The organism is Nostoc sp. CCY0012 (assembly GCF_963920855.1).
Lineage (GTDB): Bacteria > Cyanobacteriota > Cyanobacteriia > Cyanobacteriales > Nostocaceae > Cyanocohniella.
The window spans coordinates 1-15,823 of the sequence record NZ_CAWUDM010000121.1 but is presented as its reverse complement, the minus strand read 5'-3'; the positions used below and the strand labels follow the sequence as shown (position 1 = coordinate 15,823).

17 protein-coding genes and 2 pseudogenes are annotated in these 15,823 nt (G+C 42.7%); 10 read left to right on the top strand and 9 right to left on the bottom strand.

Features of this window, described 5'->3' with window-relative positions; genetic code table 11:
* The first annotated feature begins 212 nt into the window (after nucleotides 1-212).
* Genes ACM0OS_RS24605 through ACM0OS_RS24585 form a run of 5 tightly spaced genes read left to right on the top strand, consistent with a single transcriptional unit; the run spans nucleotide 213 to nucleotide 1,787 of the window.
* Nucleotides 213-605 (top strand): hypothetical protein, encoded by a 393-nt coding sequence (locus ACM0OS_RS24605; protein ID WP_414545802.1) that lies wholly within the window; start codon nucleotides 213-215, stop codon nucleotides 603-605.
* A complete protein-coding gene (locus tag ACM0OS_RS24600) occupies nucleotides 605-832 on the top strand; it encodes a hypothetical protein (RefSeq protein WP_414545801.1) in 228 nt (75 codons plus the stop codon). The genes ACM0OS_RS24605 and ACM0OS_RS24600 overlap by 1 nt, the downstream gene beginning before the upstream one ends.
* A 1-nt stretch (nucleotide 833) precedes the next feature.
* Nucleotides 834-1,307, top strand: a complete 474-nt coding sequence (locus tag ACM0OS_RS24595) for a hypothetical protein (RefSeq protein ID WP_414545800.1) — start codon at nucleotides 834-836, stop codon at nucleotides 1,305-1,307.
* Nucleotides 1,308-1,317: 10 nt separating this feature from the next.
* Complete coding sequence (locus ACM0OS_RS24590; RefSeq protein WP_414545799.1) at nucleotides 1,318-1,614, top strand: hypothetical protein; 297 nt, start codon at nucleotides 1,318-1,320, stop codon at nucleotides 1,612-1,614.
* Nucleotides 1,611-1,787 carry a hypothetical protein gene (locus ACM0OS_RS24585; protein ID WP_414545798.1) on the top strand — a complete coding sequence of 59 codons (177 nt, stop codon included), beginning with the start codon at nucleotides 1,611-1,613 and terminating at the stop codon, nucleotides 1,785-1,787. Before ACM0OS_RS24590 ends, ACM0OS_RS24585 begins: the two co-directional genes overlap by 4 nt.
* A 174-nt stretch (nucleotides 1,788-1,961) precedes the next feature.
* Here ACM0OS_RS24585 and ACM0OS_RS24580 read toward each other — a convergent pair.
* The 4 genes and pseudogenes from ACM0OS_RS24580 to ACM0OS_RS24565 all read right to left on the bottom strand — a co-directional run.
* Nucleotides 1,962-2,141, bottom strand: a pseudogene (locus ACM0OS_RS24580) (transposase); the annotation flags it as partial.
* A gap of 85 nt (nucleotides 2,142-2,226) precedes the next feature.
* Nucleotides 2,227-3,279: a tRNA dihydrouridine synthase DusB gene (gene dusB, locus ACM0OS_RS24575; protein ID WP_414545797.1), complete on the bottom strand. Its 1,053-nt coding sequence runs from the start codon at nucleotides 3,277-3,279 to the stop codon at nucleotides 2,227-2,229.
* 74 nt (nucleotides 3,280-3,353) lie between these two features.
* Nucleotides 3,354-3,545, bottom strand: coding sequence for a hypothetical protein (locus tag ACM0OS_RS24570; protein WP_414545796.1), 192 nt, complete (start codon nucleotides 3,543-3,545; stop codon nucleotides 3,354-3,356).
* Nucleotides 3,529-4,332: an Rpn family recombination-promoting nuclease/putative transposase gene (locus ACM0OS_RS24565; RefSeq protein WP_414545795.1), complete on the bottom strand. Its 804-nt coding sequence runs from the start codon at nucleotides 4,330-4,332 to the stop codon at nucleotides 3,529-3,531. Before ACM0OS_RS24565 ends, ACM0OS_RS24570 begins: the two co-directional genes overlap by 17 nt.
* Before the next feature lie 548 nt (nucleotides 4,333-4,880).
* On the opposite strand from ACM0OS_RS24565, the gene dnaK reads away from it, so the two are divergent.
* Nucleotides 4,881-6,788 carry a molecular chaperone DnaK gene (gene dnaK, locus ACM0OS_RS24560; protein WP_414545794.1) on the top strand — a complete coding sequence of 636 codons (1,908 nt, stop codon included), beginning with the start codon at nucleotides 4,881-4,883 and terminating at the stop codon, nucleotides 6,786-6,788.
* A 166-nt stretch (nucleotides 6,789-6,954) separates the two neighbouring features.
* Here the strand turns inward: dnaK and ACM0OS_RS24555 are convergent, their stop codons facing one another.
* Both ACM0OS_RS24555 and ACM0OS_RS24550 read right to left on the bottom strand, forming a co-directional pair.
* Nucleotides 6,955-7,686, bottom strand: coding sequence for a hypothetical protein (locus ACM0OS_RS24555; protein ID WP_414545793.1), 732 nt, complete (start codon nucleotides 7,684-7,686; stop codon nucleotides 6,955-6,957).
* Nucleotides 7,687-7,811: 125 nt separating this feature from the next.
* Nucleotides 7,812-9,905, bottom strand: a complete 2,094-nt coding sequence (locus ACM0OS_RS24550; RefSeq protein ID WP_414545792.1) for an S-layer homology domain-containing protein — start codon at nucleotides 9,903-9,905, stop codon at nucleotides 7,812-7,814.
* Between the two features lie 228 nt (nucleotides 9,906-10,133).
* Between ACM0OS_RS24550 and ACM0OS_RS24545 the strand changes: the two genes are divergently transcribed.
* The gene (locus ACM0OS_RS24545; RefSeq protein WP_414545791.1) at nucleotides 10,134-11,408 is read left to right on the top strand and encodes a cytochrome P450; all 1,275 of its coding nucleotides are present in this window, start codon (nucleotides 10,134-10,136) and stop codon (nucleotides 11,406-11,408) included.
* A gap of 151 nt (nucleotides 11,409-11,559) precedes the next feature.
* Here ACM0OS_RS24545 and gatB read toward each other — a convergent pair whose 3' ends face one another.
* Complete coding sequence (gene gatB / locus ACM0OS_RS24540) at nucleotides 11,560-13,035, bottom strand: Asp-tRNA(Asn)/Glu-tRNA(Gln) amidotransferase subunit GatB (protein ID WP_414545790.1); 1,476 nt, start codon at nucleotides 13,033-13,035, stop codon at nucleotides 11,560-11,562.
* Between the two features lie 150 nt (nucleotides 13,036-13,185).
* Here gatB and ACM0OS_RS24535 point away from each other — a divergent pair, with 150 nt between their 5' ends.
* Nucleotides 13,186-13,701, top strand: coding sequence for a nucleotidyltransferase family protein (locus ACM0OS_RS24535; protein WP_414545803.1), 516 nt, complete (start codon nucleotides 13,186-13,188; stop codon nucleotides 13,699-13,701).
* A gap of 86 nt (nucleotides 13,702-13,787) precedes the next feature.
* Entirely contained in the window at nucleotides 13,788-14,225 is a 438-nt protein-coding gene (locus tag ACM0OS_RS24530; protein ID WP_414545789.1) for a low molecular weight phosphatase family protein, read from the top strand.
* A gap of 98 nt (nucleotides 14,226-14,323) precedes the next feature.
* Here the strand turns inward: ACM0OS_RS24530 and ACM0OS_RS24525 are convergent, their stop codons facing one another.
* Together ACM0OS_RS24525 and ACM0OS_RS24520 are read right to left on the bottom strand one after the other, a co-directional pair.
* Entirely contained in the window at nucleotides 14,324-14,734 is a 411-nt protein-coding gene (locus tag ACM0OS_RS24525; protein ID WP_414545788.1) for a hypothetical protein, read from the bottom strand.
* A gap of 77 nt (nucleotides 14,735-14,811) precedes the next feature.
* Entirely contained in the window at nucleotides 14,812-15,483 is a 672-nt protein-coding gene (locus ACM0OS_RS24520; RefSeq protein WP_414545787.1) for a GntR family transcriptional regulator, read from the bottom strand.
* Nucleotides 15,484-15,561: 78 nt separating this feature from the next.
* On the opposite strand from ACM0OS_RS24520, the pseudogene ACM0OS_RS24515 reads away from it, so the two are divergent.
* A pseudogene (locus tag ACM0OS_RS24515) lies at nucleotides 15,562-15,771 on the top strand (2-isopropylmalate synthase); the annotation flags it as partial.
* Nucleotides 15,772-15,823 lie beyond the last annotated feature (52 nt).

The window sequence follows — 15,823 nt, the reverse complement described above, 5'->3', positions numbered from 1 at the left end:
CCGGATTAAACTGAAGCGCCTTTATCCGTCAATTAATTTTTGACAGACTACTAGATGCAGCATTAAAATATCTTCGCCCAGCTACGGCAGGCGATGATGGAGTAGTCCCAGACGCACCGGCCGGGACTCCACTAAAAAAATATCAGGATTGGAAGGCGGGAAAAGTTAATATTGATTACCCCCGTGCAGCCTCTTCTAATCCTGGACGAATTGTGAAAGTAGCGCTTAATCCTTTTGCTTTACCTGCGGCTGATGCCACCGGGTATGTTGTATCAATGTCCAACCGATCACAAGGACAGTATGCTTTATTTGGTTTAACTGCTGCGGCTCTAGGAATAGATGACGTGAGTAATGATGATATTAGGGCTAGGGGATTTAAACCAGCGAAAGCACTTTGTACTAATGTTACAGGCACTACAGCTTCATCTGTGACTAGTAAATTAACTGGTATTCCCTATAAGGCCAAAGCTGACTCTGGCTATACATTCCCTTTTGGTCACATAACGGCTCAACCTAGCTACAGTGATCAGAAAGCTGCAATTCTTGCTTTAGTCACTGGTGCGGGTGAAACTAAATCTGTATCATTCCAGCCAGAGAGATTCTAATGATTACTGATTTGGTTAAATGCGAAATTCTCATAGTACCTCATACCTCAGAGGAAGAAATTAGCGATTTAATCAAGCGTGAGGAAATTTCATACTTAGCTCATATGCGATTAGCTCAAGGTGAAATTTCCTTTCAAGATTATCTTGATTGCTTAGAAGTCGCTGGCGTGAACATTGATGAATATCTGCCAATTGTAAATACAAATTGTATGTTCGCAGGCTTTTAAAATGGGGCGAGTAGTAGAATTTAACGCAGCGAACTGGCAATTATTAATGAATTATTCTGCCAATGCTGTAATACTTGGCGAATTTACTTATGTGCCACTCCAGCCAATAGAGTCACCAACTTTTTTAGAGAATAATATCATTGCTGTTTATATAAGTACGACCATACCCAACGGTAGGCGATGGAATTTTGGGGGGACTGTAGAACAGCGGTTTATTTCTGGATTGACTGTTGGCGGAAGCACTGATGCAGCAGGGATAACTAGGCGAATGTCGCTTAATAAAATTACTACTATCTTGTTTCCGAAAATTTCTGCTAGTTATTCTCTCAAGTTCTACTTTCCTAGCTGGTTTAAGGATGTTCAGTTGCAGTGCTGGGAATATACGGGAATTGATGATACGGATGAACAAATTTTATTAGCTGAGGAATTTGAAAATATTAATTTCAAATTAAATCAGTTACTTAACAACACCTAAGAGGTGAACAGTGACGGTCGATGTTAAGGATGCCTTGCAAATAATTCTGGCACTAGCAGCTGTAATTACTTTGATATTTCGCCTTGCCCAAATAGAGGCAAGCATTCAAAACCGAATTACTGAAGTTGACAACAGGATGAAACTGGCCCTGAGCGAATACAAAGGGCAGAAGGAAATGATTGATTATCAGTTACATGGATTGCAAGAAAAAATAGACCACAAGTTTAAACGGCTTCACGACGGTCAAAAAGACCTGCAAGACTTTTTAGCTAAAACTACAAACTTTGTAAAGCGCGAGGGATTATGAACACTGACAGAATTACTACTATTTTGGGCTTGATTACCGGTGGCGCTGCTTTACTGGGTAGCTCCGGCGTTATTAGTGAGCCGTTAGCTGGTGCAGTTGGTGGAGTGGCCGCGGCGCTACTTGGTTATTTTGTGCAGCGTCCCAGTGCAGTTAAACCTGATGAACAACTCTAATCAACCAGATGTAACTGTAATTTGGCGCTGGGCCAAAGAGCTAGAGCAATCCTCTAGATTTTTGGCTGGTTTCGCTAGGGAGCATCCCCAAGAATTGGATTATCAAAAATTTATGTTTGAGTCCGTCACCAGCCATTATGAGCGGCTGAAAGAAGCATTTGAAAATACTGGGGATTCTCCATACTCTACACTAGCGACACGAATTAAAACGTCACTTTCTCTACCTATCCATTGAAATTCTGAATTGAGAATTTCGCCTGCAACCACATCAGATATTTTTGTTACCCATCTTACCCAATTATTAGGTGCCAGGCTAATTAATTTTTTGGTACTGATATCTGCTGATTTTGCCATCGAAATTTAGCTGCACTCACAGGATAAAATTCATCCTATCAAATAGCAGGAAAATAAAGTTAGAAAACTTCCAAAATTTCTTTTATTAAGCAACTTGAAAATTTGTTGCTTCCTCCAGTGGTTCATAATTATGATTTAATTTCTCAATTCCCTGATCAATTAAATCCAACCCTTGCTGCACTGTTTCAATCAAACTTAACTGTCCCCGCAACTCAGCAGCACCAACGAAACCTTTAGCGTACCAAGTCATATGTTTACGGGCTTGACGCACACCGCGATCGCCTTTATATTCCCATAATGCTTGTAGATGATCTCTGGCACATTCCAAGCGTTGAATTGGCGTTGGGGGTGCTAATATTTCCCCTGTTTTCAAAAAGTGATCAATTTCTCCTACCAAAAAGGGATAACCCAAAGTTCCCCGAGAACACATCACACCATCGGCGTTAGTTTGTTCTAAACATTTCACCGCTGCTTCCACGGAAAAAATATCGCCATTACCAATTACTGGAATCGCCAAAACTTCCTTAACACGGGCTATCCATTCCCAACGGGCATTGCCATTGTAACCTTGGGCGCGGGTACGTCCATGTACTGTAATCATTTGCGCCCCAGCATCTTCCATCCGCTTGGCAAAGTCAAGAATTGTGATTTCTTTATCATTCCAGCCAATGCGGGTTTTGACTGTAACTGGTACATTAACGGCTTTCACGACTTCCCGCACAATAGCTTCAGCAACTTCTGGCTGTCGTAATAAAGATGAACCACCCCCATTTTTAGTAATTTTATTTACCGGGCATCCCATATTAATATCTACAGTATCAGCCCCCTCAGCAACTGCCTTAATTGCCGCTTCTGCCAAAAAATCTGGACGACAGTCAAATAATTGAATGCTAATTGGTCGTTCTCTGGGGTCTACTTCCATGATTTTTGGTAACTCTTTGACATAGTGCAACCCGGTAGCATTCACCATTTCGGTATACAACATTGAATCTGGCGCATAGCGACGCACTAAGCGGCGAAAAACCATATCTGTCACCCCAGATAAAGGCGATTGGAGAACCCGGCTTTTCACCTCAAGAGAACCGATTCTGAGAGGTTGGGAAAGTCTAGCTTTTAAAGTAGGAGATAGTGTAACCATAGAATTTAAAACTGTGGAATCAAAAATGATAAAGATATTGAGGTTATGGATCGATTATTTTTAATTAGATAGCGTTAATATCCTGATGTAGTTTTTCTAACTTGTGCAATATCCAAATCTAAAGCCTGGGCAATTTGTTCGACTGTTAAACCCAAGGATACCAAGCGAGGTATTACTTCTAATTTTGCTTCCAAGCGTCCTTCTTGTATACCTTCTTGATAAACCCGTGTCTGCTTCAAATCGCTTAAACTAAACGTTCTTTCCATTGCTTTGTGCAGCCTGTCTAACTTGTGCAATGTCCAAATTTAAAGCCTGGGAAATTTGTTCAACAGTTAAACCCAAAGAAACTAATCGAGATACAGCTTCTAATTTTGCTTCCAAGCGTCCTTCTAGCTTCCCTTCTTGTTTACCTTCTTGATAAACTCGTGTCTGCTTCAAATCACTTAAACAAAACATCTCCTCAATCTCCTTGCGACTCATTGTGGGAAATTTATAAACCAATATTGTCTCTATTAATTGTAGTAACTGCCGCCGTTGTGGTTCGAGATTAATTTCTTCCTGAGTTCGGTCTATTAATTCTCTGGCGGTTACAATTGCCGTCTCTTCATTTTCGACTACTAATTTAATAGTAGCAATACCAACTGGTAACGACACTGCTGCACCTAATTCATCAAGATAAACACGACTAACACGCTGGCTAGTAAATAGTTCACTGTAATTGTCGATGTTTGAAGTATCCAGACTACGGGTAGGATAAATAACTACTCCTTTCCAAGAGTTTTTAGGCTGATTTTGTCGTAAGTATAAAAAGATTTCGGAAAACAAACGAGAATAAATTTCCGTGTCATTTTGGAACTGTACTTCTACAAAGTAGATGGGGTTTTGTTCTCCTTGTATTGGTAGAAAAACACCATCTATACGGAATGCTGTTTGCTTAATTTCTATAGAAGAAAAAGTGTAAGTCTCAGCAACCTGGGGAGCGTTGCCAATTAATTCAAAAAAGATACTGGGCATCTCTTGAAAAAGGCGATAAAAAATGCTGTCGGTTTTCACTCTTCATGCATTGCTGAGATTTGCGCTCTAGCGATTTTACCTGATGAACTGGCTTTTTCCCTCTGATGAGTGAGTATTGTCTACTTGAAAATAGCAATACTTATGTACTAAAAAAAATCTATCATATTGGGAGCATGTCGATGAAAGATCATACTTACGCACCTTTTTTAGTGCTTTATCGTTAGTAACACTGGGGTTTATTACACCTAAAGACGGCAAACACCACTTTGAGATTACGGTTCACCCTAATTACTGAAAGTATTAATTCTCATACATTAGACAAAGTGAAAGCAAATTGCTCAATGAACCAGCTAAATACATCCTTTAAAATTAACCGTCCTGTCCAGTGTTCGGGAAACCCCCCTTCATGGACTGGCTATCACTGAGTTTCAGTATATATATCAGCATGACTTGAGGTTTTAACCCCAAGGAAGCCGAACCAAGGTTGTTGATGCTGAACTGACTGCTGTTTTCAACCGGTTGGTTCGAGATTTAGTCTCTTATATTCCCATTCATTCATTTGTAGTTATACGGAGCCAGCACTTAAAATGGCAAAAGTAGTAGGAATTGATTTAGGTACAACTAACTCCTGTGTAGCAGTGATGGAAGGTGGTAAACCCACTGTTATTGCTAACGCAGAAGGTTTTCGCACAACACCATCAGTGGTGGCATTTGCGAAAAATGGTGATAACTTAGTTGGTCAAATCGCCAAACGCCAGGCGGTGATGAACCCTGAAAATACGTTTTACTCAGTCAAACGCTTTATAGGAAGACGTTATGACGAAGTAACCAAAGAAACTACAGAAGTTTCTTACAAAGTATTGAGTAGCGGCGGTAACGTTAAGTTAGATTCTCCTGGCGCTGGCAAGCAATTTGCTCCCGAAGAAATTTCTGCAAAAGTCCTCCGCAAATTAGTGGAAGATGCCAGTAAATATCTGGGTGAAACAGTTACCCAAGCTGTAATCACTGTTCCAGCATACTTCAATGACTCCCAGCGACAAGCTACAAAAGACGCTGGTAAAATCGCCGGGATTGAAGTGTTGCGGATTATCAACGAACCTACAGCCGCATCTTTGGCTTATGGCTTTGATAAGAAGAGCAATGAAACCATCCTGGTATTTGACCTTGGTGGTGGTACTTTTGACGTATCCATCCTAGAAGTAGGTGATGGCGTATTTGAAGTACTAGCTACATCTGGTGATACCCACCTTGGTGGTGATGACTTCGATAAAAAAATAGTTGACTTCTTAGCTGAACAATTCAGAACAGACGAAGGTATTGATCTCCGCAAAGATAAACAAGCCTTACAACGTTTAACTGAAGCCGCAGAAAAAGCCAAAATTGAGCTTTCTAGCGTTACTCAAGCGGAAATCAACCTGCCATTTATCACCGCTACCCAGGACGGGCCCAAGCACCTGGATACAACCCTGACTCGCGCCAAGTTTGAAGAACTCTGTTCTGACTTGATTGACCGTTGTCGTATCCCCGTAGAGAATGCACTTCGGGATGCGAAATTGAATAAAGGTGATATTGATGAAGTTGTACTAGTTGGTGGTTCCACCCGGAGTCCCGCAGTCCAACAGGTGGTGAAGCAGGTTTTAGGTAAAGACCCCAACCAAAGCGTTAACCCGGATGAAGTTGTGGCAGTTGGTGCTGCTATTCAAGCAGGTGTACTGGCTGGTGATGTCACAGGCATCTTACTCTTAGACGTATCACCATTGTCCTTGGGTGTAGAAACCTTGGGCGGTGTCATGACTAAAATCATCCCCCGTAACACCACAATTCCTACCAAAAAATCTGAAGTCTTCTCCACCGCCGTGGATGGTCAAACCAATGTGGAAATTCACGTCCTCCAAGGTGAACGGGAATTCTCTAACGATAATAAGAGTTTAGGAACTTTCCGCCTTGATGGTATTCCTCCTGCACCACGCGGTGTACCACAAATTGAAGTTACCTTTGACATTGACGCCAACGGTATCCTCAACGTCACAGCGAAAGACAAAGGCACTGGTAAAGAACAGTCCATCAGCATTACTGGCGCGTCTACCTTGGATAAATCCGACGTTGACCGCATGGTGAAAGAAGCTGAACAAAACGCTTCTGCTGACAAAGACCGTCGTGAGAAAATCGAACGCAAGAACCAAGCCGATTCTTTGGCATACCAAGCTGAGAAGCAGTTGCAAGAATTAGGTGATAAAGTTCCTGAAGCTGATAAAACCAAGGTTGAAGGTTTAGTCAAAGACTTGCGGGAAGCTGTTGCTCAAGAAGACGATGAGCAAATTAAGAAACTGACACCAGAATTACAACAAGCACTCTTTGCCGTTGGTAGCAATATCTATCAGCAAGCTGGTGGTGATGCTGCTGCTGGTGCTGGTGCTGCACCACAAGATGGTGGCCCTACTCCTCCAAGTGGCGGTGATGATGTGATTGACGCTGATTTCACTGAAAGCAAGTAATTTTAAATAGTGCCAGATTTAATATTTTTCTCCATCCAGGCATCAGCTTGGGTGGTTTTTTTTATTTAATAAATAGGATTTTTCTTTAATTTTTGGAGACGTGAGTAATTCCCCAATTTATTGATAATTACCATACATTTATTATTAGTAAATATCAACAGACATATTATGCTTGGTCATCAGACATGGCTTTGAGTTTTGATGTAAAAGACTCAGAGCGATCGCTTGTGTCTGGGGTAAATTGCCCAATTGGTGGGTGATTAACAGATGAGGGTAGCAGATTTGTCTGCTGCTGAGGTTTTGGTAATGGGGAATTTCTCGGCAAATGTCTTTGTGAGTTTTGCTTAGTTTTAGTTCCAGAGGAGGTTGCATGAAGCGTAGACGCGGCCAGAATGCTTTGTCTTTCTAATAGTTTGGCTTCTACTTCGTGATTGAGCAAATCGGCTTCGGCATTAATTAGTTGTAGCGTCGCTGCTTGACTTGGCTCATAACCATTGCCTACTTGAACAGGTAAGGGATTAGCTGTAACTGGTGATAATTGAGGCTGAGTTACTGAATCAGTTCTCACTTCTTGCTTGATGGGCGGCAAAACTGGTGCAGCCAGAGCAGTTAAACTTTCGGGAAATTTGCTACAAATCAGGCGTTCAAATTCCATGTTGAAATGATAAATTACCTGACCCCGACGCTGCCAAAATGCTAATATTTGCTGTACAGAAATACCTTTATAGCGTCCTTGATAGAGGGCTTCCACTACGGCTAGGTGCATCCAATTACCTGGGAATTGGCTTTGCCAACGGTAAACTAGCTCACTGGCGGTATACCCACTGAGGTCAAAACTATAATGAGTTAATAGGGCGATCGCCAGTTCGGCAGAGGTTTGTGAGTCTGTTGTTGACATGGGACTATTGGCTTCAGACGAAGGGAAAGTTTCTGCCCATCGCTTATAGCCTATCGTGTTTTTAGCTATAGGATTGATTACCAAGAGTTTCCAGGCTGATAAACAGTGTTATTCATTTTACTTGGTCAATTGCTGACTGTCGAAACAATATAGGGTGAATTAATACTTGAAGTCCGCTGAATAGCTACTAATGCTTGATAAACCATTGCGGCTACTTCGGCTCGTGTGGCTTCTCGCGTCGGCACAAGTTGTTTGGGATCAGGATAACTGACAATTATTCTTTGTTTTGTGGCCGTGGCCACGGCTTTACGGGCATAATCGGGAATTGTCTGACTATCAGTATAAGTAAGTAAAGCATTGTTATCAGATGTTGATAAAGCCAGTCCATTTACTAGGGAAACAATCACCTGTAATCTTTGGACATTTTGATCGGGACGGAAGGTACCATCGCCAAATCCACTGACAAAGCCGCCGCTAGCAGCAATTTGTAAGGCTGGATAAGCCCAAAAATTCCGGGCGACATCCGTAAATTCAGATGCTGGACGTTTGGGAGTAGGATTAAACGCCACCGCCACTAAAGCCGCATATTGGGCGCGAGTCATGGGTTTATCTGGCTGGTAGGTGCCATCAGCAAAACCATGAGTTAAATTCATGCTGGCCAACCCCCGAATAAATAATTCTGCCCAATGTCCTGTGATGTCGGTAAATGAGGGCATTTCGACATCGGGACTTACTAGGTAAGGGGAGGCGATCGCTTGTTCTTGACTGCTGGCTACCAATGCCTGATAAATTAATGCTGCTACCTCGGCGCGAGTAATGTCCCGCATCGGTTCTAGTTGTTCGTTTTGGGGATAGTTAACTATTAATAATTTTTGGGTAGCAATGGCCACAGCATTGGTGGCGTAACTGGGAATTTGCGCGCGATCGCGGTATAGGTTTAATACATGAGAATTACCACCAGTTAGTTTTAACCCATTAACTACAGATACTATGGCTTGTACCTTGGTCAAGTTTTGCCCTGGTCGAAATGTGCCATCAGGAAAGCCACTAATAAAACCCATAGCCGCAGCTTTATTAATAGCTGATGCTGCCCAAAATTTGGGGTTGACATCTGTGAATTTCACGCCGGGGTTTATTGTTGGTAATTGAAAAGTTTGGGCGATAATAGCTGCATACTGAGCGCGATTAATGGGGGCATCTGGGGCAAACGTGCCATCAGGAAAACCACTAATGGCTCCCCGACTCACCAATGCTTCCACAAAATCGGCTGCCCAATGTCCAGCTAAGTCAGAAAAAATACTGCCGCTACCAGAAATTATCCGGGGATGATCTTCTAAGACGGCGATAAAGTCTACTTTTCCCTTAACTTGGGTGGGGTTCAATTGATTGCCTACAGAAACTAGCTGCTGCGATGTGGCATTTTGGACATCAAATTCGCCATTATCACGAAAAATATTGCCAGCTGCATCTTGGTTATTACCCATATCTGGTATGGCATCACCATTTACCAACATTCCACCTTGGGTATTGTTAGTAATCAGATTATGACGCAGCACAGGTCGAGCATTGCGAGAAAGAGCGATCGCCGAACGGTTGTCGGAGATAGTGTTATTAGCTACTAAAGGGGCAGAAAAATCACTGATGGCTATACCCAAAGGATTTTTTTGAAACACATTCCGCAGTACTTCTGCTTTACTATGACGCACCATCATTAAACCGCTGGCCGCATTTTGCCGAAACATATTATCGACAATGGCGGGTTTGGCATTACCACTAATAAATATGCCTTCTCGACCACAGTTAATTAAAGTGTTATTACCGACATTTGCCGTAGCCGATTCGATCCAAACACCAGTTCCTTTAGCTATGGGGTTAGTCACCGTTACACCCAAGAGACTGGCATCACCTTGCAACAGTAATGTCACATTTTGGGCAGCAAAGCTAGGACTTTGATACACACCATTGCCAGAAATAACGATTCCTGCACCTTTGTTGGCTTCGTTACCTACTACTTTTACCCCCCCAGAGATGACTATAGGAAATACTTCACCATTGGCGGCGTTGTAGTTTCCCGGTGCCAACTGAATCACTGCGGGTGTTTTCGCAGCTTTTAAAGCACGGGTGAGACTTTTAAACGGACTCGACCGAGAACCAGCATTGGCATCATTCCCCTGGACAGGGTTGACATATATTGTGGTAATGAAGGTAGAGTTAACCATTGATTGTTGCAATGCAATTGTTTAAATACATAGATAAATAACAACTTACTTATAGCTGTGATTCTGAAAATCACTGTGCTTTTGTCTGGCAAATATACCTGTGTCACCCCACGGCTAGCAAGAGCAACAAAGCAGATTTTAACCAAAAAATCTCTCTATTTGATGAAGAATTTTAGATTAGTGGTGCTTAATATTCTCGAATATACACAAACCTAGAGGCCTTTTGGTATGGCTCCTGATGTATTTGAGTTATCAGCACCGCCAGTTAACTCTATTGTTGGACATTTACTAGAGCTTGGACAAGACCCGTTGGGATTTCTCACCCGTTGTCGTGACTATGGTGATATTGTTCCCTTGCAGTTGGGTTTAACACCTGCTTGTTTAGTAACTAATCCTGAATACATAGAAGAAGTTCTCAAAAATCGCCACAATTTTATTAAAAGCCGGGGTTCCCGCGCCTTAAAAACATTACTAGGAGAAGGGTTATTAACCGCAGAAGGAGAATCCTGGTTTTGGCAACGTCGCCTGATCCAACCAGTATTTCACCAAAAACGGATTAATAAATATGGCGAAATCATGGTGGAGTACACCAACCAAATGCTGCAAACTTGGCACGATGGTGAAACTCATGACATTCATGCAGATATGATGCACCTGACACTGCAAATCGTCATGAAGTGTATATTTAGCGCTGAAGTGGATGCAGGAGAGGCAAAAGTTGTCGCCAATGCGCTAGATGTGGCCATGCAGTGGTTTGAAAGTAAGCGACGGCAAAATTTTCTGGTGTGGGAGTGGTTTCCTAGACCGGAAAACATCCGTTATCGGCGTGCGATCGCTCAAATGGATGAAGCTATTTATAAACTAATTCAAGAACGCCGCCACAGTGAGGAAAAACCCAATGATTTGTTGACAATGCTCATGGAAGCAAAAGACGAAGAAACAGGTCAGCAGATGGATGATAAACTACTGCGGGATGAAGTGGCGACTCTGATGTTAGCTAGGCTACCAACACTCGAAGACCTGGGGCAATTAGTTTATACACAGCAAGTGATCAAAGAATCAATGCGGCTATATCCTCCAGTATCGATTATGGGACGGGAAGCAGCAGTAGATACCCACATTGGCGGTTACGAAATTCCTCAAGGGATGTCAATCATGATCAGTCAGTGGGTGATGCATCGTCATCCAAAGTATTTTGCCGATCCCGAAACCTTTCAACCAGAACGATGGACACCGGAGTGGGAAAAGCAACTGCCTAAAGGAGTATATTTCCCCTTTGGTTCTGGGCCGAGGATTTGTATTGGTAAAGGTTTTGCTCAGATGGAAGCAACTTTGATATTGGCAACGATCGCTCAAAGTTTCCAAATCGATTTAGTACCAGAATACCCAATTGTGCCACAGCCTTCCATTACTTTACGCCCAGAACATGGGTTGAAGGTGCGACTCAAGCAGATGGCGTTGGATGCTTCTCAGGATGGGAAACACCAACCAGTACAAAGATAAAAAATAAGGAGAGCTACATGGGCAACTCTCCAGATCATTAGGGTTTATCTACTAAACACAGAATAGCCTTTAAGGTATGAGGGGTGTCACCTAATTTTCTGTGTATTTTGTAAAGATATGGTGAAAATTGATAAATACACCGGAAAAACACTTAAGAATTGAGTTTTTTCTCTACCAATTCATTAGTCAGCTTCGGATCAGCGCGTTTATCGGTCATTTTCAACACTTGCCCCACAAAGAAGCCTTTCAGCTTGGTGTTACCGTTGCGATACTTTTCTAGTTCCTTAGGATTAGAGGCGATCGCTTGATCAACGATGGGTTCTAATACGGCGGCATCGGTGATTAACTCTTGTCCGGCGAAAGCTTTCTCAGGAGTCACACCTGTAAGTAAATCTGGTAGTTTTTGTTTAGCTTGGGCGTTACTAATTTTACCAGAATCAATCAGGGTGATAACTTCCGCGAGATTTTGCGGAGTTAGGGCAATTTCTGTAATACTCAGCTTTTGCTTATTGAGGTAGGCGGCGATATCTTGAGTAATCCAGTTAGCAGCAGCTTTGGCATTTGCACCAGATGCGATGGCAGCTTCAAAATAATCGGCGACGGTGCTGTCTTCTGTCAATACTCGCGCATCGTAAGCCGAAAGCCCCAACTCGTTTTCGTAATGATGGCGTTTGTGGGCGGGTAGTTCTGGGAGTTCACTGCGCCATTGTTCTAGTTGAGCATCGGAAACTTCAATGGGAGCTAAATCTGGTTCAGGGAAGTAGCGGTAATCGCTAGAACCTTCCTTCACCCGCATACTAATTGTTCTTTGAGCGCCTTCTTCCCATAGACGCGTTTCTTGGATAATGCGATCGCCTGCTTCGATGGCGGCTATTTGTCGTTCAATTTCGTAATCAATGGCCCGTTGGATGGCATTGAACGAGTTCATATTTTTAATTTCTACCTTGACGCCAAACTCTTCCCGCCCTACAGGACGCACAGAGATGTTGACATCACAACGCAGAGAACCTTCTTGCATATTGCCATCACTGACACCGAGGTAACGCATGATGCGGCGTAATTCTTGGGCATACTCGGCAGCTTCTTCACCAGAACGCAAATCTGGTTCCGAGACGATTTCCACCAATGGCACACCTGCGCGATTGTAGTCTACCAAAGAATAGCTAGAACCAGACAGGCGATCGCTTCCCGCGTGTACCAGTTTTCCCGCATCTTCCTCCATGTGCAAACGAGTCACACCAATGCGTTTACGCACGGGGTTTCCTTCTGCATCTACCAATTCGATTTCTAACCAACCGTGTTCGGCAATGGGTAGGTCATATTGAGAAATTTGGTAATTTTTGGGTAGATCAGGATAAAAATATTGTTTACGGTCAAATTTGCTATACTTAGCGATTTGGCAATTCAATGCTAACCCTGCTTTAACAGCATATTCCAGGACTTTTTCATTCAGTACTGGCAAGACTCCAGGTAGCCCCATACACACAGGGTCAATATTAGTATTGGGGTCAGCACCGAAAGCTGTAGAGCTATTAGAGAAAATTTTGGTATTGGTACTCAGTTGACAATGGGTTTCTAGACCAATAATCGCTTCGTACTCAGTTTTAACAGTCGTAGCAGCAGTCATACTATGTATCGCTATTGGAGCATAATTTTTAGTTTAGGGTACTATTTTATCCTGGTCTGAACTTTTCCTGAGGGGGGAAATCCTCATTAGTCATTGGTCATTGGTCAATAATTATGGGAACTTGCTGTGAATACTCAAGCTCGGTTACAGATGATTTTAGATGCTACACCTGTAGGTATTGTATTACCTCTAATAGCTCAACTCAATTTGCCTAACTGGTGGTTGGCGGGGGGTGCAGTGCGAAATACCGTTTGGCGTGCCATATTTGGTGAACAATGCCAGTTAATTATTAAAGACTTTGATATTGCCTTTTTTGATGAATTGGGAAACCGTTCTCAAGAACTAACTGCAAAGGCACAATTAATGACACAATTTCCCCATGAGCAGTTTGATGTGAAAAATCAAGCTAGTTTTGCTCGTTGGCGTTCTGGACTTAGACCCTACACCAGTGCAGAAGATGGAATTAAAGATTGGCTGCACACGGCTACGGCTGTAGGAGTGCGAGTCGATGCACAAGGACAATGGCAGTTTTTCACTCCCTACGGCTTAGATGATTTATTTAATGGCATTATTCGGCCTACGCCAACACATATCAATAACCCTGATGCCCAGAATAAAGCATTGGGGTTTATGTCTAAGTGTCCATGCTTGCAATTAATTACTTAAAACAAATTCCTGTAAGTAGCCTGTATATCTTGCAAATCATCCCATTTACCAGTACAAAGCCCGTAGGCTTACTATGATTTGATTAAATGAATAAGATTTTATTTTTGTGTACAGGTAATTACTACCGCAGCCGCTTTGCTGAACACCTGTTTAACTGGTTGGCGATTAAGCAAGGATTAGATTGGCAGGCTGATTCTAGAGGGTTAGCACTAGAACGGGGTATCAATAATGTAGGGGCAATTTCCCGACATGCATCTGAGGCTTTAGCAGCGCGCTTGGTGAACTTACCTGATGATGAACGGTTTCCTCAACCAGCCACTGAGCAAGATTTTCAAGCAGCATCTAGAGTTATTGCCCTCGATGAATTAGAACACCGTCCACTGATGAATGAGCGCTTTCCAAAATGGGTAGATGCGATTGAATATTGGCTGATTCACGATATCGATAAAACCTTGGCTATTGACGCCCTGGCACAAATTGAACACAATGTCCTGCAACTGATAAAACAACTGGCACAAAGTTAATCAGTGATGACACTTGCCATTCTCAATCATTTATAGTACATTTGAACTAACAAGAGAAACCCTAAAAATTAACCCCACTTCACAGGTGGGGTTTTTGTTTATCCATTTTTCTGCTTGATGCGTGAGTAGAGAAGTTGGCGATCGCTCTGCGGATCTATGATTAAACAGCGTATCTTGCCGCCACCTGCATTACTTCCCAGAACAACAGCAACCCGCCTCTGGGGACAAACTCCTAAACAACTGGTACTAACAACCCGAAATTCTCCCCATAAGCCGTCAAATTTGAGGCGAGATTTTAGCCAATTTTGTAATTCTTCTGAAGCTGTTAAGCCTTTATGGGGTAACTCTGGGGCGCACTGGGAACAGACAAATACTAAACTAGCTTGGGGAGAAACACTAGGAAGATCAATAACTGAAGGACGAGAATTTACAGGGGAAGGTGGTTCAGATGATAACTGTTGGGAAATGTTGCGAATCAGCGCCTTGATACATTTGATCAGTTTTTTCATGGACAGCTTTGTTTAGCTATATCTGACAGCATGGCGGATATTTCTGATCTAATCTGTTCTGGTAGTTCATTTGTGGGTTAGGACTTTTGCTGCAAGTATGTAACTAGCTGTTCTCCTGCTGTGTCAATGTGTCGTTTTAGTAGCCGGACTGCTGCTTTGGTATCTTGTTGACGACAAGCATTGAGAATTTGCTCATGTTCCTTTTGGGAATGCTGTTGATAATTTATTTGGGACATCTGCACACGCACATAGCGATCGCAATTAACGTGTAAATTTTTAATCATGGTCAGCAATCGCGGACGTGCGGCTGGGGTGTAAATGGTGGCGTGAAATTCCCAGTTGAGTTTTGCTAAATGACCTGCATCGGTGGTTTGGTCGCTAGCTTCTAGAATCACAGCTGCTTTTTCCATATCTGATTCACTTAACTGGGGAATTGCTAACTGCATCGCTGTCACTTCCAAAGCACTGCGGATTTCGCAAATTTCTTGGGCTTCGGCGGCTGTCATTACCGAAACCATTGCACCACGATTGAGATGCAGTGTCACCAATCCTTCTGCTTCTAGCTGTTTTAGCGCTTCTCGTACAGGTATGCGACTCACGCCAAATTGAGTGGCGATTTCATCTTGTCGTAAGGATTGTCCTTCCTGAAAAATGCCCCGCAGAATTGCTTCTCGCAAAGCATCGGCAATTAAATCTGGGGTACTGCGTTGTTGTTGCAGCACGTTGGCTGCTAATTCATTTAAGTTCATATGATATATTGTATACAATATACAGAGAATCGTATACAATATCCAAAGTAATCTTTTCCCAAAGAGACAGTTATGAGCATGGAATCTCCAGCAGACCGAGTTATTATCTTCGACACCACTTTAAGAGATGGTGAACAATCTCCAGGTGCTACCTTGAATGTAGAAGAGAAACTAGCGATCGCTCATCAACTTGCTCTTTTAGGAGTAGATGTAATTGAAGCGGGTTTTGCTGTTGCGAGTCCTGGTGATTTTGCCGCCGTCAAAACCATTGCTGAACAAGTGGGGATCGAGATGATTGGATTTTTATTGTTGATTTGACGGTAGAACTAGGAAAAGAAAA